General features: G+C 62.4%; 21 protein-coding genes. 4 read left to right on the forward strand and 17 right to left on the reverse strand.

The features are described from left to right. Window positions 1-55 precede the first annotated feature (55 nt). Window positions 56-445 carry a RidA family protein gene (locus tag ASE71_RS11780; RefSeq protein ID WP_034799761.1) on the reverse strand — a complete coding sequence of 130 codons (390 nt, stop codon included), beginning with the start codon at window positions 443-445 and terminating at the stop codon, window positions 56-58. Between the two features lie 114 nt (window positions 446-559). On the opposite strand from ASE71_RS11780, the gene ASE71_RS11785 reads away from it, so the two are divergent. Further along, window positions 560-1,057, forward strand: coding sequence for a hypothetical protein (locus tag ASE71_RS11785; protein ID WP_034799555.1), 498 nt, complete (start codon window positions 560-562; stop codon window positions 1,055-1,057). A 122-nt stretch (window positions 1,058-1,179) separates the two neighbouring features. Further along, window positions 1,180-2,655: a M81 family metallopeptidase gene (locus tag ASE71_RS11790; RefSeq protein ID WP_034799551.1), complete on the forward strand. Its 1,476-nt coding sequence runs from the start codon at window positions 1,180-1,182 to the stop codon at window positions 2,653-2,655. Window positions 2,656-2,690: 35 nt separating this feature from the next. Here the strand turns inward: ASE71_RS11790 and ASE71_RS11795 are convergent, their stop codons facing one another. The 14 genes from ASE71_RS11795 to ASE71_RS11860 all read right to left on the reverse strand — a co-directional run bounded on the left by ASE71_RS11795 (window position 2,691) and on the right by ASE71_RS11860 (window position 15,347). Beyond that, entirely contained in the window at window positions 2,691-3,044 is a 354-nt protein-coding gene (locus tag ASE71_RS11795) for a DUF1801 domain-containing protein (RefSeq protein WP_200949900.1), read from the reverse strand. Next, window positions 3,044-3,448, reverse strand: a complete 405-nt coding sequence (locus ASE71_RS11800) for a VOC family protein (protein WP_060518242.1) — start codon at window positions 3,446-3,448, stop codon at window positions 3,044-3,046. Before ASE71_RS11800 ends, ASE71_RS11795 begins: the two co-directional genes overlap by 1 nt. A gap of 55 nt (window positions 3,449-3,503) precedes the next feature. After that, on the reverse strand, window positions 3,504-3,899 hold the full coding sequence (locus tag ASE71_RS11805) for a VOC family protein (protein WP_060518244.1): 396 nt from the start codon (window positions 3,897-3,899) through the stop codon (window positions 3,504-3,506). Window positions 3,900-4,025: 126 nt separating this feature from the next. Further along, window positions 4,026-4,802, reverse strand: a complete 777-nt coding sequence (locus tag ASE71_RS11810; RefSeq protein ID WP_060518246.1) for a helix-turn-helix transcriptional regulator — start codon at window positions 4,800-4,802, stop codon at window positions 4,026-4,028. Window positions 4,803-4,954: 152 nt separating this feature from the next. Next, window positions 4,955-6,088 carry an ABC transporter ATP-binding protein gene (locus ASE71_RS11815; RefSeq protein ID WP_060518335.1) on the reverse strand — a complete coding sequence of 378 codons (1,134 nt, stop codon included), beginning with the start codon at window positions 6,086-6,088 and terminating at the stop codon, window positions 4,955-4,957. A 95-nt stretch (window positions 6,089-6,183) separates the two neighbouring features. Then, window positions 6,184-7,413 carry an ABC transporter substrate-binding protein gene (locus tag ASE71_RS11820; protein WP_034799533.1) on the reverse strand — a complete coding sequence of 410 codons (1,230 nt, stop codon included), beginning with the start codon at window positions 7,411-7,413 and terminating at the stop codon, window positions 6,184-6,186. A 38-nt stretch (window positions 7,414-7,451) separates the two neighbouring features. Next, window positions 7,452-8,309, reverse strand: a complete 858-nt coding sequence (locus ASE71_RS11825) for a carbohydrate ABC transporter permease (RefSeq protein WP_034799530.1) — start codon at window positions 8,307-8,309, stop codon at window positions 7,452-7,454. Continuing rightward, on the reverse strand, window positions 8,306-9,190 hold the full coding sequence (locus ASE71_RS11830; RefSeq protein ID WP_034799524.1) for a carbohydrate ABC transporter permease: 885 nt from the start codon (window positions 9,188-9,190) through the stop codon (window positions 8,306-8,308). Before ASE71_RS11830 ends, ASE71_RS11825 begins: the two co-directional genes overlap by 4 nt. A 13-nt stretch (window positions 9,191-9,203) precedes the next feature. Continuing rightward, complete coding sequence (locus tag ASE71_RS11835; protein WP_034799520.1) at window positions 9,204-10,361, reverse strand: Gfo/Idh/MocA family protein; 1,158 nt, start codon at window positions 10,359-10,361, stop codon at window positions 9,204-9,206. A gap of 241 nt (window positions 10,362-10,602) precedes the next feature. After that, window positions 10,603-11,415: a pirin family protein gene (locus tag ASE71_RS11840; protein ID WP_060518248.1), complete on the reverse strand. Its 813-nt coding sequence runs from the start codon at window positions 11,413-11,415 to the stop codon at window positions 10,603-10,605. 79 nt (window positions 11,416-11,494) lie between these two features. Beyond that, the gene (locus ASE71_RS11845; protein ID WP_060518250.1) at window positions 11,495-12,232 is read right to left on the reverse strand and encodes an ABC transporter permease; all 738 of its coding nucleotides are present in this window, start codon (window positions 12,230-12,232) and stop codon (window positions 11,495-11,497) included. Then, on the reverse strand, window positions 12,232-13,170 hold the full coding sequence (locus ASE71_RS11850; protein WP_034799514.1) for an ABC transporter ATP-binding protein: 939 nt from the start codon (window positions 13,168-13,170) through the stop codon (window positions 12,232-12,234). Before ASE71_RS11850 ends, ASE71_RS11845 begins: the two co-directional genes overlap by 1 nt. Further along, window positions 13,167-14,336, reverse strand: a complete 1,170-nt coding sequence (locus tag ASE71_RS11855; RefSeq protein WP_060518252.1) for an ABC transporter permease — start codon at window positions 14,334-14,336, stop codon at window positions 13,167-13,169. Before ASE71_RS11855 ends, ASE71_RS11850 begins: the two co-directional genes overlap by 4 nt. A 99-nt stretch (window positions 14,337-14,435) precedes the next feature. Next, complete coding sequence (locus ASE71_RS11860; protein WP_060518255.1) at window positions 14,436-15,347, reverse strand: ABC transporter substrate-binding protein; 912 nt, start codon at window positions 15,345-15,347, stop codon at window positions 14,436-14,438. A 335-nt stretch (window positions 15,348-15,682) separates the two neighbouring features. Here ASE71_RS11860 and ASE71_RS11865 point away from each other — a divergent pair, with 335 nt between their 5' ends. Further along, window positions 15,683-16,150 (forward strand): hypothetical protein, encoded by a 468-nt coding sequence (locus ASE71_RS11865; protein WP_060518257.1) that lies wholly within the window; start codon window positions 15,683-15,685, stop codon window positions 16,148-16,150. Beyond that, complete coding sequence (locus tag ASE71_RS11870; RefSeq protein WP_060518259.1) at window positions 16,147-17,523, forward strand: FAD-containing oxidoreductase; 1,377 nt, start codon at window positions 16,147-16,149, stop codon at window positions 17,521-17,523. The genes ASE71_RS11865 and ASE71_RS11870 overlap by 4 nt, the downstream gene beginning before the upstream one ends. Before the next feature lie 26 nt (window positions 17,524-17,549). Here ASE71_RS11870 and ASE71_RS11875 read toward each other — a convergent pair whose 3' ends face one another. Beyond that, window positions 17,550-18,701 carry a M20 aminoacylase family protein gene (locus tag ASE71_RS11875; protein ID WP_060518261.1) on the reverse strand — a complete coding sequence of 384 codons (1,152 nt, stop codon included), beginning with the start codon at window positions 18,699-18,701 and terminating at the stop codon, window positions 17,550-17,552. Window positions 18,702-18,711: 10 nt separating this feature from the next. Then, entirely contained in the window at window positions 18,712-19,476 is a 765-nt protein-coding gene (locus ASE71_RS11880; RefSeq protein WP_090426603.1) for an ABC transporter ATP-binding protein, read from the reverse strand. Window positions 19,477-19,493: the final 17 nt, after the last annotated feature.

Consider the following 19,493-nt stretch of genomic DNA (forward strand, 5'->3'; position numbering starts at 1 on the left):
CTTCGGATCACGAGTGAGAGCGGGATGCGGGCAGAAAACCGCTCCCGCTCCAGGATCAGCCTTCTTTCGGCTTATAGGCGACGCAGTCGATCTCGACCTTGCAATCGACCATCATCGACGACTGGACGCAGGCCCGCGCCGGCGGATGAGCACCGAAATACTCCTGGTAGATCTTGTTGAATGTCCAGAAATCCCTGGGATCGTCGAGCCAGACGCCGCAACGAACCACATGCTCCGGACCGTAGCCGGCTTCCGTCAGGATGGCCATCACATTGGCGATCGTCTTGTGGGTCTGGGGGATGATCCCGCCCTCGATGATCTCGCCGTTTTCCATGGCAACCTGACCAGAGACATAGAGCCAGCCGTCCGCCTCGACAGCGCGCGCGAAGGGCAAAGGTTTGCCGCCAGCGCCGACCTGTTCCGCACCATAGCGCTTGATCGTCATCATGAGCCTTCTTGCAAATTATTTTCTTTGATCGTTGACAAGTGACCATAGAAAGCCGAATTTGGCTAGCGAAAAACGCCATTCATGAAAAGAATTTCAATCCAGGGCGCGAATATGCGGGATCCTTTTCTCAATCCATTCCCCTCTTCCGATGCTGCACGCCACTCGATCTGGGAGATGCTGGTCTCCCGCGACATCACTGCCTTTCTGGCAGCCGACTGGTCGATGGTTGCAGACGATTTCGTCGGGGAGAGCTTCATCGGCATCGACGGCCGCCGCGAAACCAATCCGGACAATTGGCGGCTGACCTTCCCGTCGCTGGCCGCCTATCGCGAAGAGTGGCTGCGCCAGGCGCAGGATTTCGCGACACAGAGCTTCGCCGAAGACCCGCGCACGGCGATCTTCACCACGACGACGCTCGAGGACATCGAGATCAACGGTGACCAGGCGTTGGCGCGCAAGAAGTTCGATGGCAGCCTGAAGAAGACGGACGGCAGCGTCGACATCCTGAAATGGCAGACGGTCTATTACTGCCGTCTGCACGAAGGACGCTGGAAGATTGCCGGCTTTACCGGCTACCTGCCGAACCCGATGGGCGCGGCTTCCGCGTAGTTTCCTGGATCGCCATGCATCCGGGAAAAATCATGCGCCAGACTTAGAGCCCGCAGCGACCTTAGCACATCCGGCCGGATGAGCGGCGCTGCAGGCGTGACGCAATAGAAAAGGCAACGGCATTGCGGATCTTCACAGCGGCGCTTGCGACCGAGACCAATACCTTCTCCCCGATCTGCATCGACCGCCGGGCCTTCGAAGCCTCGCTCTACGCCCCGCCGGGAGAACACCCGGAAACACCGACGCTTTGCACGGCGCCGATCACCGTCGGCCGGCGCGTCTGCGTTGAGAAGGGCTGGGAACTGATCGAGGGAACCGCGACCTGGGCGGACCCGGCTGGCCTCGTCAACCGCGAGACCTATGAGGGCCTGCGCGACGAGATCCTCGGCCAGTTGCGCGCCGCCATGCCCGTCGATGCCGTGGTGCTCGGCCTGCACGGCGCCATGGTCGCCGACGGCTACGAAGACCCCGAAGGCGACCTGCTGACGCGCGTCCGTGCGATCGTCGGTCCCGATATCCTCGTCTGCGCCGAGCTTGATCCCCACAGCCACCTGACGGCCAACCGCGCCGCCGCATCGAACTTCTTCGTCTACTTCAAGGAATTCCCGCACACCGACTTCGTCGACCGCGCGGAGGACCTCTGGAAGATCGCTGTCGACACGCTCGAAGGCCGCATCACGCCCGTCATGTCGATCTTCGACTGTCGGATGATCGACGTCTACCCGACATCTCGCGATCCGATGCGCTCCTTCGTCGACAAGCTGATGCGGATCGAGAAGGAAGACGCAGACGTGCTTTCGCTCTCCGTGATCCACGGCTTCATGGCCGGCGACGTCCCGGAAATGGGAACGAAGCTGCTCGCCGTCACCGACGGCAAGCCGGAGAAAGGCGCGAGCCTCGCACGGGAATTGGGTCTGGAACTCTTCTCCCACCGCGGCACCTTCATCATGCCGCAGATCGACGAGAGGCAGGCGGTCGATGAGGCACTCGCAGCAACCAAAGGTCCCGTCGTCATCGCCGATGTCTGGGACAACCCGGGCGGTGGTACGGCCGGCGACGCGACAGTTCTGCTCGAAGAACTGCTGGCTCGCGGCGCAACCGACGTTGCGGTCGGCACGATCTGGGACCCGATGGCGGTGCAGATCTGCATGGCGGCCGGCGAAGGCGCCGACATCCCCTTGCGCTTCGGCGCCAAGTCGGCGCCGGGAACCGGCAATCCGGTCGATGGCACGGTCAAGGTGGTCAAGCTGGTGCGCGACGCCGAGATGCGCTTCGGCGAGAGCTTCGCCCCCTTCGGCGATGCGGCCCACATTCGCTTCAAAGGCATCGACATCATCCTCAACTCGACCCGCGCGCAGAGCTTCGATCCAAGCCTGTTTTCGGTGATGGGCATCGACCCGACAAGCAAGAAGATCCTGGTCATCAAGTCGACCAACCACTTCTACGCCTCGTTCTCCAAGATCGCGTCCGAAATCCTCTATTGTTCGGCCGGCACGCCTTACCCGAACAATCCCGCCAAGACCGACTACAAGCGCGCGCCGAAGAACATCTGGCCGAAGGTCGACAACCCGCACGGAACCGAGAAGGGCGCGGCCTGAGGTTTGCGGCACCGTCGCCGGGCGCAACCGACCCTTCAGCGATCGGCAGCCTCGCGAGCCATCTTGATGTATAGCGCGACTTGTTTCTCATCTATATCCGCCGGGCCCAGGAGCTTGATGTGGCGGCGAAGCTTGCCTGAACCCTCCAGGACGGCATGTGGATCGGGCAAAGCGGCGCCCCGGCTAAACTCCAGCGTCACGTGTTGGGCGTAGGAAAAGACGCCGCAGAAGCTGTCCTTGGACGAAAACAGGATGCCGCCATACTTCACCTCTTCGGTGACTGCGGGGCCCGAGGCGAGCGCGATCTCCCGTAGTCGGGTGACGATCACGAACTGATCGCCGCGATGAAGCTCGATCTCCCGCAGAAGGGTCTGGATCCGGTCATCCATCATGCCGCACCCGAAGCGATGACAAACGGCTTGAACTCCGGCGCGGGTTCGCGATTCGAGTAAATATAGAGCAGGACACCGTTCGGATCCTTTACGGCGAAGCCACGATCTCCCCATGGGTGATCCTCGATCGGCAACGCCGGGGCAAGGCCTGCTGCCCTGATCCGGCTATACTCGCCGTCGACGTCTGCGACGCAGAAATTGTAGGTGAGGCCTTCGGTGTTGCACACAGGCTGCCCCTGTTGCGGTTCCATGAACTGGAGGGACAGGCCTTGGCCGAGTTCCAGGCTGATGTACCAGCTGCAGTCAAACGTCAGCCGTGCGGCGAAATATGTCTGATAGAAGTCTCGCGACGCGCCGATCTGGTTGGTCGTGATGCAGGGCGAGGCAGTGGTCGGGCGCACAGGCGGGCTCCTCCTGAGTCATGGCGTTCGTGCGTTGCGTGGTCGGGCCGGGCGGCTAAGCGGGCGTGGCGGAACAGAGTTCGACAAGGCAGCCGTTGAGATCGCGAACATAGCCCACCACTTGCCCCCACGGCTTTTCTTCCGGCGGCTTCACCGGCGATGCTCCGGCCGAAACAGCCTTTTCATAGGCCTGGTGCGGCGCCGAGCAGACCAGCGCGATTTCGAACCCGGCGGCAAGATCGCTCCTGCGGTTCGCGCGAACAGCAAAACCATTCAGCTCCGCCATGGTTTCGCTGGCAAAGGCCAGAGCCGTCTCACCCGTCTCCATCTCCGCATAGAGGCTGCTTTCGTGTACGAACCTGCGCTTCAGACCAAAGGCAGCCTCATAAAACGAGACCGTTGCCGGCACATCGGGAACATAGAGGATTGTGTATCCGAAACGGACGGCCATGGTTCGTCTCCAAGGGTTGCTCGCCGCCGAAGTCGGCAACGCGCTAAGCGCGCTACCCGAAGCAGCGCGAACGGTTACGGGCGATCATCATTCATTGCCAGGCTCTGATCTTGAACAATTCGGACATCAGTCCGAGATCGTCACCAGTGTGACTTCGGGCAAGCGCGCCGGCGAGAACCCGCCCAGGCGCCGGAAGACCCGGGTCATGTGGGATTGGTCGGCGAAACCGGCTTCGAACGCGGCATCCGCAGGACTGAGATGGTGATCCCGCAACAGCCGCAAGGCGCGATGGAACTGGATGATGGCGGCAAACGCCTTCGGCGTGAGCCCAGTTGCGCGAAGGAGAACGCGTCTGGCGGTGCGCTCGGAGACACCGTGCATCGCGGCAAGCTCGGCGATGCGCAGCCGCCCGCCCGAGGCGTGCAGCGCGCTTATGATGTTGCGGCCGAGCGGCGCCACCTCAAAGTCGCTCTCGGCATCACGCTTGCGGACAAACCGCACCAGGCGGCCGGCAAGCTCCTGCTGGTCCGATGCCGGCACGCAAAGGGCGGCCATGTCGGGCCATTGACCCAGAGCCGCTGCGCCGATCAGGGCGTCACCGTGCAACCGGATCGGCTCCAGGCCCAGAATTTTCTGGAAATGGCCAGGTCGCAGGCGCACGCCGACGAAGGCGGCGCCGGGTTCCAGCGGAACATCGTAATAGCCCGTGGTTGGACCGGTCACGATCGGCGTCAGCTCGCGGAGTGGCAGGGCGTTCAGCGCAAATCGGAGGATGATGTCGCATCGCCCATCCGGCAGGACCCGGTAGCTGCCCTCGTTGCGACTGACAGACGCCCAGACGGCTTCGATCCCGGCATTGGCGTCGGCCAGATGGGGAAGTTCCGTATAGCGGCCAAGCGTCATGATGCTCTATCCAAGTGCGCTTGATCGCCTTTGAATAGAGGGCGTCGGCGACCGGCAATCCTTACAGGTAGAGCTGCCGGATATCCAGCCACAACGGCCAAACACTGGCCGCGCCCTGATTGGCCGCGACCATGATCCTGGCTTCGACGACGTCAGGCAGCCGCGGGGTCGAGCACGCCCATATCGATGTCGGTCAACTCGACGCGACGTTCGAGCGCGAGGCCAGCCTCGTCGAACAGGTGGCAATCGACTGCCTTGATGCCTGTCTGGATGGTCTCCTCCGGTCGCACAGCTGCTGTTCCCGGCAGCATGGCACAGAAGTTCTCGCCCTCACCACCGATAGCCGCATAGGCGACCGTATGGGCGCCGAGCCGTTCGATGACCGTTGGCGTCACCTTGAGGGTCAGGTCGCCGGACCCGAGCATGATGTGCTCCGGCCGCACGCCAAGCGTCAGCGTGCGCCCGGCAAGGCCGCTTTGCGGGGTGACGGGGATGACCGCCGTCTGCCCCTTGTAGTCGACCTCGACGCCGGCATCGCTGACGCCCTTGCAGGTGACCGGCAGGAAGTTCATCTTCGGGTTGCCGATGAAGCCGGCAACGAACGTATTGGCCGGCTTGTGGTAGAGCTCGAGCGGCGCGCCGGTCTGGGCAATCTCACCGGCATTGAGAACGACGATCCGGTCCGCCATCGTCATCGCTTCGACCTGGTCGTGCGTGACGTAGATCATCGTTGCTTTCAGTTGCCGGTGCAGTTTCGCCAGTTCGATGCGCATGTCGGCCCGAAGGGCCGCATCGAGGTTTGAGAGCGGCTCGTCAAAGAGGAAGATCTTCGGCTCGCGCACGATCGCCCGCCCGATCGCGACACGTTGGCGCTGGCCGCCCGAAAGCATGCCCGGCTTCTGCTGCAGCCGCTGGTCCAGGTGCAGGATGCGCGCGGCATGCTCCACCTTGGCTTTCAATTTCTCCTCGGCCATCTTTTCCACGCGAAGCGGAAAGGCGATGTTCTCGAAGACCGACATGTGCGGATAGAGCGCGTAGGACTGGAATACCATGGCGATCCCGCGCTTGACCGGCGGCAGATCGTTGACGCGCTTGTTCTCGATCAGGATGTCCCCCGAGCTGGTCTCGTCGAGACCAGCGATCATCCTGAGCAAGGTCGATTTGCCGCAACCGGAGGGCCCGACGAAAACGACGAACTCACCGTTCCTGACTTCGAGATCGATGCTTTTCAGCACCTCGAACGTCCCGTAGAATTTCTGAATCCGATTGAGATTGAGCTGTCCCAAGAAACTGTCTCCGGCCACCGGCGAGAAGCGGCTCATTTATAGCAGAGTTAGGTGGGGCCGCGAACCGATCTTGTCGGCGCGCGGCCCCGGTGGCCTTACTTGTACTCTTCGAGGCTGGAAGCCGCCTTCTTCAAGGCGTCGGCCGGCTCAGCCTTTCCGGTCACGACCGACTGAACCATCTCGATGATGACGTTCTGGAAGCCCTTGTAGTCGGTAAAGAGCGGCTCGGGACCACCATAGGTGATGCCGTCGATGAACGGCTTCCAATAGGGATCCTTCTTGACGAACTCATCGACCATCGGCGACGGACGCAGCGGCGTCAGGCCAGCGCCGCCCTGAAGCTCGTATTCGCCCTGCGGTCCTGGCGAGGTGATGAACTTGGCGAATTCGATCGCCTTCTCCTCAACGCCCGAGCCCTTGAAGATCGCCAGGCTGTCGGTGATGAGCAGCGTGCCCTCGCCCTTTGCTTCCGGGCCGAGCGGCAGCGGTGCTACGCCCCAGTTGACCTTGGTTTCCTTCAGGCGCGTTGCGGCACCCGAGCCCGCCTGGATCATGCCGACCTTGCCGTCAAGGAAGATGGCGCGGATTTCGTTCTGTTCGTAGGCGGTGGCGCCTTCAACAGAGAAAGGCGTGATGTCCTTGTAGGCCTGCAGCGCTGCGAGCACCTGCGGGCTGTCGATGACGATCTTGTCGCCGTCGATGACCTTGCCGTTGTTGGTGTACACCCAGTGCATGAACTGGTGCATGGTGTTGTCGAAGGTCTTGGCCGGCAGGCCGTAACCGGCAATGCCGGTCTTTTCCTTGATCGTCTTGGCGAATTCGATCTCTTCAGCCCAGGTCTTCGGCGGCGTTTCCGGATCGAGGCCGGCCTGCTTGAACAGGTCCTTGTTCCAGTAGAGCGCCTTGGTCGAGAAGGCGATCGGAACGCCCCACTGGTTGTCGTCGAAGGTCACGGTATCGACGATGTTGGGGTAGTAGGTCTTCTTTTCGTCGTCCGTCATCGGCACCGGAACGATGAGGTCGTTCTGTGCAAATTCCTTCAGCGTGCGCGACCCGACATAGGCCATGGCGACCGGTGTGCCGGCGGCGGCAAGGGTCGTTGCCTTGTCCTGGCACTGGGCCCAGCCGACGACTTCAGGCGTTACCTTCCAGCCCGGGTTCTTCTCTTCCCACTGCTTGATGTACTTCTGGTGGACCGCATCCATGGTGTCGCCGCAGTAGATCCAGCTGATCTCCTGGTCGGCCGCCTTGGCGGTCACGGCGCCCAGCGCGGTCGAGCCGAGCAGGGCAAGGGCGAGCACCCCCGTCTTGAATTGAATAGACACGTTTTTATGCTCCCGTTCTCTGGTGGTTGACTTAAGTCTTATTGTTTCACCGCGCCCGCGGTGAGCCCGCTGACGAGATAGCGTTGCAAGAGGAAGATCACGACGACGGCCGGCGCGATGCCGACGAAGCTTGCCGCCATCAGTTCGTTCCAGACCACTTCCTGGCGTCCGAAATAGGCAAACAGCCCGACGGGAAGCGGCATGTATTCGCTCTTGGAATTGAAGGTCAGCGCGTAGATAAACTGCTGAGCATAGGCGCCGATGAAGGTGGTGATCGCCACCACGGTGATGCCGGGCATGGCGATCGGCAGGATCACCCGGCGCAGCGTATAGAAGTGGCTGGCTCCGTCGACGAAGGCGGCCTCGTCCAGTTCACGCGGGATGCGCATCATGTAGGTGCGCAACAGCCAGATCGCCGACGGGATCAGGAAGGCAACGCCCGGCACGATCATGGCCAGATAGGTGTTGAGGACGCCGAAGGTGCGCATCAGCCGGAAGAGCGGGATCAGCAGCACCGCGCCCGAAAACATGTTGACGGCAAGGAATGCCCCCAAAAGCACGCCGGCGCCACGGAAGTTGAAGCGGGCGAAGGCATAGGCAGCGGGTATGACCAGCACCAGCACGATGGCCGTGACGATGGTGGAGATGAAGAAGGAATTGAAAATGTAGCGGGCAAAGCCCGGCACGCTCTCCCACATGGTAAAGTAGGCGGCGAACGAGCCGTTTTCCGGCCAGAAGCGATAGGGTGACGAGAACAGCAGCCCGAGCGGCTTCAGCGACACCAGAAAGCCCTCGACGAAGGGCGCCAGGATAAAGCACAGGAACACGAAGATACCGGCATAGATTCCGACAAGCTCGTACCAGCGGTAGCGATTGATCAGGGCAGGCTGGCTCATTTCTGTTCCCCCTGAGAAAGGCGGCTCGTCACCCGGAAATAGGCAAAGCAGAAGATCGACAGGAAGATGCAGATCAGCACGGCGCGCGCTGCCCCTTCGCCATACTTCTTCGACCCGATCGCGGTGCGATAGGTGTCGATGATCATCGTCGTCGTCTCACCGTTGGGTCCACCCTGGGTGAGGATCCAGATGATATCGAACGAGTTGAAGGTCGCGATCAGCGACAGCATCGACATGGTGATCAGCGACGGCACGAGCAGAGGCAGCGTGATGCGGCGGAAACGATAGAAACGCCCTGCCCCATCGGTCCACGCGGCCTCATAGAGATCCTGCGGGATCGCCTGCATGGCTGCCAGCATATAGAGCGTCACCAGCGGCACGCCGATCCACACGTCCGTGATGATCGTCGCCCAGAAGGCAGTCTCTCCGCGGGCGAGAAAGGCGATCGGCCCGTTCGACAACCCCATATTCTGCAGCACGCCGGAGATCATCCCGAACTGGCCGTTGTACATCCAGCCCCACATGAAGATGCCGATGGCCATCGGCACGATCCATGGCGGCATGGTGAGCAGGCGGAAAAGCGCCCGGCCGGGCACGGCCGCGTTCAGCATCGTTGCGCCGAAAACGCCGATGATCATCTTGATCGACACCGAAAAGAACGTCCAGATGAAGGTCCGGAAGATGACCTCCGCGAAGGTCTCGTTGAAGATCTTGTCGTAGTTGGTCCAGCCGACCCAATTGGTCGTCTTCTTCAGCGACGCGTCCGTAAACGACAGGATGAAGGTGTCGACCAGCGGATAGGCGACGATCACCGTGACGTAAAGAACAGCAGGAAGAAGCAGGATCCAGGCGAAGATGACTGTGCTGCGTTGAACACTCATCCGTCGCCTCCCCTTACGCCGCGCGGGAATGCAGGGCTTCGTCGAAACGGTCCCATATGGGCCGGAGGTCTATGACGCTCTTCTTGCGCCGAGCCTCGTCCATGGAGAGCGCCAGAATGCCGGCTTCCAGCGCATCGCGCGTCGAAACCGGCAGAGGTCGGCCGTCGCGGACGTGGCCGATGATGTCGGTCGCCATCTGCTCGTCGGCACCATAGTGCTGCGACAGTTCGGTGGCCTTATATTTGTTCTCGATGACCTTCTTGCCGGTCAGCATCTCGTGCACGTCGAAGTAACCGCGGATGAAATCGCCCTCGGCCATGCCGCGCGAGCCCATGATGCAGAAGCGGCGGAACTGATCCGGCACGTTGAGATTGGTGTGGAAGTTCATGCCGACGCCGTTGGCGTATTCGACGATCGCCACCTGGTAGTCGATGATGTCGCCGTCGCTGTCGAAGACCTTGTCGGACCCCATCCAGCCGCTCGGCTTGCGATGGAACAGTTCGAGGTCGTTGATGCCTTCGCGGGCCGGGTCGTTGGCAGGGATGAAGCTCTTGCGGCCGCCAAAGCTTGCGACGCGTTCCGGCCGGGCTCCGACGACGCCGTTGTAGAGGTCGAGGTCGTGGCAGCATTTCTCCAGCATGAAGCTGCCGGAATAGCGCTCGTAGCGGCGCCAGTCGCGCATGAAGAAGGCGCCATGATAGGGCTCGATATGCTCGGAAGCCTCGATCGAGACCACCTGCCCTAGCTTGCCTTCGGCAAGCGCCTGGCGGAGGTCGCGGTACATCGGCGCGTAGCGCAGCACGAGACCGACCATCAGCCGTTCATGGCCAAACTTCGCCATCAGCGCTGCGAGTTCCAGGCTTTCCTGGATCGTCGTGACGATCGGTTTTTCGCTGAAGACCTTCAGGCCGGCTTCAAGGCCGATCCGGATGTGGTCGAGGTGCATGTGGTTGGGCGAGCCGATCATCAGGAGATCGAGCTTCTCGTTGGCGATCAGCTCTTCGGGCGTCGCGTAGGCCTTGCCAGGCGAGATGCCTTTTTCGGTGAGCGTGGCCAGACCGGCCGGGTTCGGATCGACGTATCCGGCGATTTCGAAGCTCTCGTCCATGGCCTTGAAGACATAGCCGAGATAACCCAAACGGAATCCGAGTCCGATGATGCCAACTTTCATGCTCGTCCTGTTCCCCTGCCTTTTGGCGTAATTTATTTTCGCAGACTGGGACAGTTTTTTCAGGCCGTCAACTCAAATCCGCATATTTTGTAAAATTGTGAAATTCATTTTCATATCTCAGGCAAATGCCGACAAAGCAGGCATTCTACAGACAACCAAGAAGGGTGCACGCATCGCAACTCTACGGCAGGAGGAAAGCGGTCCAGACCACTGCACGTTGCGTGAGGGGTCGCTGATCCACTTAGCTCCTCCGTCGGAAACGATCGCGCAAGCGTAGCAGTGTCAGCAAGGTCCGCGCCAGAACGGGTGACGGGATCTTGGGATGATCTCCGACCGTCCCCTTGCGCGCTGCCGGCGCCCACGGATCGATCAGGAACGCGACGATCAGCGCGTTGCCGATGCCGACGAGGTCCAATGGTCCGTCCGACCGTTGGAGACCCTGATCTCCCTCGTCAAACCGGACGCCGCCGACTTCCACCGAACCGGAGAACACATAGAAGTAAAGGTGCCTCCCCTCCTTCCGGGGAAACGCCACCTTTGCCGTCGCCTCGAGCCTGAGATCGAAGAAATCGATGGCGTTGCGCACGTAGAATGGCGCTCCCTCCCCCTCGGCCCCAACGAGATGCCGCCAGCAATTGAGGGGCGCCGGCTCGATCGGACCGTACTGAATGTTTGGCGGGAGATCGACGCTGTGGGGGCGCACGAGAATTTGCAGCATGCGCAGCGGAGGATCACCAGACAAGGTTTCCTCCGAATGCCAGAAGCTTTGCCCGGCGTTCATCACCATCAGGTGCGCGCGATCGGTGACCAGTCTGCCGGTCGCCCGGTCGTCGTGGCGCATGACCCCTTCCGGCACCCATGACAGGATCTCGTCGTTCCTGTGCTCGTGCATGGCGACCAGCCTGCCAGGATCCAATATCGTTTCGACGACCATCGCGAGCGGTCCGTAGCCATGGTCGCGCGGCCATGGCAACAGCCAGCCGGGCATGTTGAGCCTGACCTTGAATCCACCCATGTCCCTGACAACAGGACTTTTGGCGCCGCGGTAGAGCATCGGCCATCCTAACACGGGTGACCGCAGTTTTCTGCGACAGCCGGCCGATTGCCCGGCTGCGCGTCTCCACCGCCTGCGCCTAGCGCCCCATCCGCGCAGCAAGCTTCCGCTCCGCCGCCTGCAACCCATCGTGCAAAAGCACCGCAAGCGTCGCGACGATCAGGCCGCCCTGAACGACGAAGGAAAGGTTGTTCGATTGCAGCCCGGCGATGATTACTTCGCCGAGTGTTTTTGCGGCGACCGTCGATCCGATCGTGGCGGTTGCCAGGCTGATGACGACCGAAAGCCGGATGCCCGCCAGGATCACCGGCATCGCCAGCGGCAACTCCACCTTGAGAAGCCGCTGGCCGCTGGTCATGCCGGCGCCGCGCGCCGCCTCCATGACGGAGGAAGGCAAGGTCGTCAGCCCCGTCAGCGCATTCTCGAAAATCGGCAGCAAGCCGTAGAGAAAAAGCGCGATCAGCGTCGGCTTTTCGCCGAAGCCGAAGATCGGAACAGCAAGCGCCAGAACCGCGACGGGCGGAAAGGTCTGACCAATATTCACCAGGCTGCGCGACAGCGGCAGGAATTCTGCTCCGGACGTGCGTGTGACGAGAATGGCAAGCGCAAGCGCAACCAGCGCGGCCGCTGCCACCGCCAGCGCCACCGTGCGCAGATGCAAAAACGTCAGCTGCAGCAGGCTTCCCTGGTTGTAGATGACAGGGGCGTTGTCCTGCACCAGCGGCCGCAGCAGCGGCTCGAACCAATGGGGCTGCAGCAGGAACGCGACGAGAACCAGGAAAACCGCGATGCGAATGAGAGTGGCGAGCTTCGGCATCAGGCTGGACCGGCCGCGCGTTTGGCCAACCCCTCCAGGCTGACCCTGCCGATCACGGCGCCGTCGGGACCTGCCACCGGCAACGCATCTCGTCCGGACCAGAGGAGTTCGGCCAGGGCTTCCCTTTGGCTGGCATCGCTCGATATCGGCGCGCCTTCGGCGGCCCCGGGCTCAACCGCGCTCGAGACCGGCGCGATCGCGAGCAGGCGGTAGGGCCGTTCGCCCGCCCCGATCAGGCTTTCGACGAAGGGCGTAGCCGGTTTCAGCAGCATTTCGGCGGGGGTCGCGTACTGCACCACTTTGCCCTTGTCCATGACGGCAATGCGATCGGCGAGGTGAAAGGCCTCTTCCATATCGTGGGTGACGAGAATGATCGTCGTCTGGAAGTGTTTCTGGATGGCAAGCAGGTCGTCCTGCGCCTTGGCGCGGATGATCGGATCGAGCGCCCCGAAGGGCTCGTCCATCAAGAGCACCTTCGGCTCGGCGGCAAGCGCCCGGGCAACGCCCACACGCTGCTGCTGGCCGCCGGAAAGCTCGTGTGGGAAGCGTGGACCGAAATCGGCGGGATCGAGTTGGAAAAGGCGCAGGAGCTCTTCCACCTTCGCATCGATGCGCGCCCGTTCCCATCCGAGCAAGGTCGGCACGGTCGCGATGTTCTGGGCGACTGTGCGATGGGGAAACAGACCGTGCCCCTGGATTGCGTAGCCGATCCGCCGGCGCAACTCATAACCGGGCAGCGAACGATTGTCCTCGCCATCGAGACGGATCGCGCCCGAGGTCGGCTCGACCAGCCGGTTGACCATGCGCAAGAGCGTGGTCTTGCCGGAGCCGGAGGTGCCGACGACGACGGTGACCGTACGCGGCGCGATCGTCAGGCTGACGTCGTCGACAACGGTGCTTTCGCCATATCGCTTGGTGATGTTCTCGATCTCGATCATGCGGCCTCTGCCTGCCTGGTGTTGGGTGTGGCCATCTCGATCACCGCGTCGAGCACGATCGCCGCGGCGAACGCCAGCACGACCGTCGGGACGGCGCCGAGCAGCACGAGGTCCATCGCGGTCTGACCGACGCCCTGAAAGACGAAGACGCCGAAGCCGCCGCCGCCGATCAACGCGGCAATGGTCGCAAGGCCGATATTCTGGACGAGCACGATGCGGATGCCGGTGAGAATCACCGGGAAGGCCAGCGGAAATTCGATGCCGACCAGCCGCTGCCAATCGGTCATGCCGATGCCACGCGCGGCATCATTCGCGTCCCGCGGAACGCCTGCCAGACCGACGACGGTGTTGGCGACGACAGGCAGCAGCGAATAGAGAAAGAGCGCAACAAAGGCCGGGGCAACACCGATGCCACGAATGCCGATCGCAGCCGCACCCGGCACATGGAGGGCGATCCAGCCGAGCGGCGCGATGAGAATGCCGAAGAGCGCAATCGACGGGATCGTCTGGATCGCGTTCAGGACGCCGAGCAACCCATCGCGCAGCCGCGTGACGCGGTGGCAGAGGATGCCGAGCGGGATGCCGACGAGGGTCGCAGCCACGAGCGAACCGAGCGCCAGGGTCACATGCTTGCGGCCCTCCGCCCAAAACGTGTCCACCCGGCTTGCATATTCCTTGAGAATCGACAGGCCGTCCCAGGCGCCTGCAAGAAGGATGGCCGAAGCAAAGGCCAGCACGACGGCGAGAACGACGACGCGCACGAAGGGCGCCGGGCGCAGTCGCGTCAAGGCGTCGGCAGCGAGCAGCCCGAAGGCAAAGAGCATGATCCAGAAGCCCGAAGCCGGCGAGACGCGGGCATAGGTGTTGGCTTCGGGTGTCAGATGCGTGGCGGCAACGCCTATGCCGAGCGCCAGCGCGGCGAGCGCGACAAAGGCGGCAGCGAGACGCAGGTAAGCGGGCGATCGGACCAGCGCGACGATGACCGCGCAGACCACGATGCCCAACAGCACGGCACTCCACCCCGAAGGCAGGGCGTCGGCCACCGACTTGACCTCACCGGCGACGATACGGTTGGCACGAAACGTTGCAAAAGGCGCTATGAAGGCGCCGCCGAGCGCCAGGGCCGCAATGATCGCTCCGAGCTTGTCAAAGCGGAGTGCTTTCAAACCACATTCCCTCCCCGCCTGTGCCGGCGCATCTCCGGCACCTGCAGGCCTATCCCCGGAACGCCAGCCATCCGACCAGCGTCCCGGATCTCCGTCAACTTATTTCAGAAAGCCGTTCTTCTTCAGGAAGTCCTCGGCGACCGCCTTGGCCGGTTCGCCGCCGACCTGCACGCGACCGTTCAGGTCTTGCAGCGTCACCAGGTCCAGTTTCTCGAACACGGGCTTCAAGAGTTCCTCGATCTGCGGGTTTTCCTTGAGCACCGCTTCGCGAATGATCGGGGCCGGCTGATAGACGGGCTGGACGGCCTTGTCGTCTTCCAGGACCACGAGCCCGGACGGGGCGATGCCGCCGTCGGTGCCATAGACCATGGCTGCGTTCGCACCGTTGGTCTGGTTCGCCGCGGCCGCGATCGTTGCTGCGGTATCACCGCCGGAAAGCGTGATCAGTTGGTCCTGCTTCAAGGTGAAGCCGTAGGTGGTTTGGAAGGCCGGCAGTGCGGCGGCCGAATTCACGAATTCCGACGACGCCGCCAGCACGACCTTGCCGCCGCCAGCAATGTACTTGCCGAAATCGCTCAGCGTCTTCAGCTTGTTTTCGTCAGCGACTTCCTTGCGCAGGCCGATCGCCCAGGTGTTGTTGGCCGGCGATGGCGTCAGCCAGACGATCTTGTTGGCATCGTAGTCTAGCTTCTTGGCCGTCTCGTAGCCCTTGGCAGCATCCTTCCAGACCGGATCGTCGGCCTTTTCGAAGAAGAAGGCGGCATTGCCCGTATATTCCGGATAGATGTCGATCTCGCCGGCGGTGATCGCCTTGCGTACGACCGGCGTCGCCCCAAGCTGGACGCGATCGACCGTCTTGATGTTGTTGGCGTTGAGCACGGCAAGGATGATGTTGCCGAGCACCCCGCCCTCCGTGTCGATCTTCGAGGATACGACCACATCGGCGCTCGCCGCGGCGGCAGTCAAGGTGAAGGCAAGGGCAGTTCCGATAAGCAGTCTGGTCAGGCGCATAGGTTTCTCCTCGGATTTCGATCCGCAAGTTTGATCACGGAACGTCCGCTCCGTCGGGGCAAGCCATTCCATATATGTCAGCCCCCGGCAAAAAATAGGGTTGCATCCAGAGACTGTGGCAGGCGAATATTTTCCTACATTGATAAACACGATCGAAAGCATAGACTACCGTTTATGGCGGTAGCTGATTGGGCGTTGCAATCGCCGGCGTTGTCGGCCACTCTGATCGCGGCCCGCCAGAAACATCCGCTTTCACTCTTGGTTGCGATGCCGCTCGACCCGAACCGCTTGGGGGCTGGTGGCTTGGGTTCGCCCGGCGAACGTTCGGGGACACGATGTCGATCTATTTTCTGACGCTCATTATCGGCGTGGTCGCTGGCCTGCGCACCATGACCGCACCCGCCGCCGTCAGTATTGGCGCAGCCGCGGGATGGCTGCCGCTCAGCGGTACCTGGGCGGCCTTCATGGGCTTTCGCTTCACACCTTACATCTTCGGCCTTCTGGCCCTAGTTGAGTTCGTCACCGACCAATTGCCGAGCACACCGAGCCGAAAGGTGCCGCAACAGTTCGGCGCCCGCATCGTCAGCGGCGCGTTCTGCGGGGCCGCGCTCGGATTGACCGGACATGCTATGCTCCAAGGATTGGTCGCCGGCATCATCGGTGCCGTCATCGGCACGCTCGGCGGCTATGAAGCCCGCAAGCGCCTCGTTGCGGCCATCGGCGGCAAGGACCTGCCGATCGCCCTTCTCGAGGATGCTGTTGCCGTTCTCCTCGCACTCTGGGTGGTGTCCTCGGTCTCATGACGAAACATTTCGACGCAATCATCATCGGTGCCGGCCAGGCCGGCCCATCGCTTGCCGGCCGGCTGACGGCAGCGGGCAAAAACGTCGCGCTGATCGAGCGCAAGCACTTCGGCGGCACCTGCGTCAACACCGGCTGCATGCCGACCAAGGCGATGGTCGCGAGCGCCTATGCCGCGCATCTGGCGCGACGGGGCGCGGACTATGGCGTGACGACCGGACCCATCACCATCGACTTTACCCGCGTCATGGCGCGCAAGGACACGGTGCGGTTCACGTCCAGGGGAAATATCGAAAACTGGCTGAAAGGCATGGAGAACTGCACCGTCTTCGAAGGCCATGCGCGCTTCGAAAGCCCGCATGAGATCCGAGTCGGCGACGCGCTGCTCTCGGCCGACCAGATCTTTCTGAATGTCGGCGGACGCGCCGCAACCCCGGATTTCCCTGGTGTCGCCGAGGTGCCCTATCTCACCAACGTCTCGATCATGGATCTCGACACCCTGCCCCGCCACCTGATCGTCGTCGGCGGCAGCTATATCGGACTCGAGTTTGCGCAGATGTTCCGTCGCTTCGGCTCCGAGGTCACCGTAATCGAGAAGGGGCCGCGGCTGATCGGCCGGGAGGATGCGGACGTTTCCGACGCCATTCTCGCGATCCTCGAAAAAGAGGGCATCCAGTTTCGCCTCAATGCCGAATGCATCCGCTTTGCCAGGAGCGGCGACGATGTCGTCGCCGGCGTGGATTGCACGGCGGGCGCACCCGAGATCGTCGGCTCTCACCTGCTGCTGGCAACCGGCCGCCGGCCGAACACGGACGACCTCGATCTCGGCCGGAGCGGCGTCAAGACTGACGCCCGCGGCTATGTTGAAGTCGACGAGACGCTTAAGACCAACGTGCCGCACATCTTCGCGATGGGCGACTGCAATGGCCGCGGCGCCTTCACCCATACGGCCTATAACGACTTCGAGATTATCGCCGCCAATCTGCTCGACGGAGAGGCGCGGAAGGTCAGCGATCGCATTTCAACCTACGGCCTATTTATCGATCCGCCGCTCGGCCGCGCCGGCATGACCGAGACCGAGGCGCGCAAGTCGGGGCGCAAGCTGCTCATCGGTACGAGGCCGATGACCCGCGTCGGCCGCGCCGTGGAAAAGGGCGAGACCGAAGGCTTCATGAAGGTGATCGTCGATGCCGACAGCAAGGAGATCCTCGGTGCATCGATCCTCGGAACGAGCGGCGACGAGGCAGTGCAGAGCATCCTCGACGTGATGTATGCGGGCAAGCCATACACGACGATCACGCACGCGGTTCATATCCACCCGACCGTGTCGGAACTGATCCCGACGGTCTTTGGAGACATGCACCCGGCGACCTGAGCGGCCGGGCAATTGATGCCGCGCGCTTAAACGAGCGCTGCGCGTGCGAGCTGGTAGAAATAGGTCGCGCCGCGCTCAAGGATGTCGTCGTTGAAATCGTAGCGGGTTGTGTGCAGCCCGCTGCTGTCGCCATTGCCGATCAGCACATAGGCGCCCGGCACCTTTTCCAGCAGGAAGGAGAAGTCCTCGCTGCCCATCAGCGGCTCGGGCAGTTCGACATAGGCATCCGCGCCGAATGTGTCGGCGATCACCGCACGCGCATCCTCGACCGCCTCAGCATCGTTGATCGTCGCGGGATACCCGACCTGCCAGTCAAAGACGGCTTCGGCGTTGTAGCTTTCCGCCTGCAGGCGGGCGACCTGCTCGACGCGCTCCTGCAACTGCTTGCGGACAACAGGATCCATCGCGCGCATGCTGATTTCCAGCACTGCGGTATCCGGAATGATATTCGAGGCCGAACCCGCCTGGAACGAACCGACCGTCAACACGGACGGCTGGTGCGGCGACACATTGCGCGACACCAGCGTCTGCAGCGCCATCACCACGCTGGAACCGATGACGACCGGATCGACCGTCAGTTCCGGCTGGGCGCCGTGGCCGCCCTTACCCTTGATCGTCAGCGTCAGCACGTCGATCGATGCCGCCATGGCACCGGCGCGGCTGGAGAACTGGCCGACTGGAAGACCCGGCCAGTTGTGAAGCGCATAGACCCGCTCGCAAGGGAAGCGCTCGAAAAGGCCGTCTTCGATCATCAGCTTGCCGCCGCCGAAGTTTTCCTCGGCCGGCTGGAAGATCAGATGAACCGTACCGTTGAAGCTTTCGTCCTTCGACAGCGCCCAGGCGGCACCGAGCAACATGCTGGTGTGACCGTCGTGGCCGCAGGCGTGCATCGCGCCAGGATGCTTGCTCTGGTAAGCAAGACCGGTCTCTTCGTGCATCGGCAGCGCGTCCATGTCGGCGCGAAAGCCGATGGCGCGGTTGCTGTTGCCGCGCTTCAGCGTCGCAACGATGCCGGTTGTCGCAAGACCGCGGGTGACCTCGAAGCCCCAGGACTGCAGCAGTCCCGCAACGAACTCGGAGGTCTTCACCTCGGAAAGGCCGATCTCGGGCATTTCGTGCAGCTTGTGGCGGATATCGACGAGTTCGGGCAGGAACTCGGAAAAATTGGTGTCGCGCATCGGGGCCTCCTCAAGCCATCTGCAGGAACTGGCGCAGCCGCGCCGATTGCGGGTCACGCATCATCTGCTGGGGGGCGCCGCGTTCTTCGACCAAACCCTTGTGCAGGAAGATCACTTCGCTGGAGATATCACGGGCGAGTGACATTTCGTGGGTGACCATCACCATGGTGCGGCCCTCTTCGGCAAGCTTCTTGATGACGAGCAGCACCTCGTTGACGAGTTCCGGATCGAGCGCCGAGGTCGGCTCGTCGAAGAGCATCACTTCCGGCTTCATTGCCAACGCGCGGGCGATTGCCGCGCGCTGCTGCTGACCGCCCGAGAGCTGATTGGGATAATGGTCGCGCTTGGGCGTGATGCCGACCTTCTCCATCAGCAGTTCGGCTTCGCCGATCGCATCCTTCTTGGTCATGCCGAGCACGTGGATCGGCCCTTCGATGATGTTTTCGAGAATGGTCTTGTGGGACCAGAGGTTGAAGCTCTGGAACACCATGCCGAGGCGCGTGCGGATATGTTCGAGCTGCCGCTTGTCGGCTGCATGGAACTTGCCGTCCTTGCCCTTGACGGTGCGGATCACCTCGCCCGAGACGGAGATCTCGCCCTCGTCCGGCGTCTCCAGATAGTTGATGCAGCGCAGAAGCGTGCTCTTGCCCGAGCCGCTGCTGCCGATCAGCGAGATGACGTCGCCGGACTTCGCCTCGAAGGAGACGCCTTTCAGCACCTCGACGGACCCGAAGCTCTTGTGAATGTTCTTCACCGAAAGCGCTGATGCGACCATGTTCATTCCTCTCGCGC

The sequence above is a fragment of the Ensifer sp. Root954 genome (assembly GCF_001429005.1).
In the GTDB taxonomy this organism is placed as follows: domain Bacteria; phylum Pseudomonadota; class Alphaproteobacteria; order Rhizobiales; family Rhizobiaceae; genus Ensifer; species Ensifer adhaerens.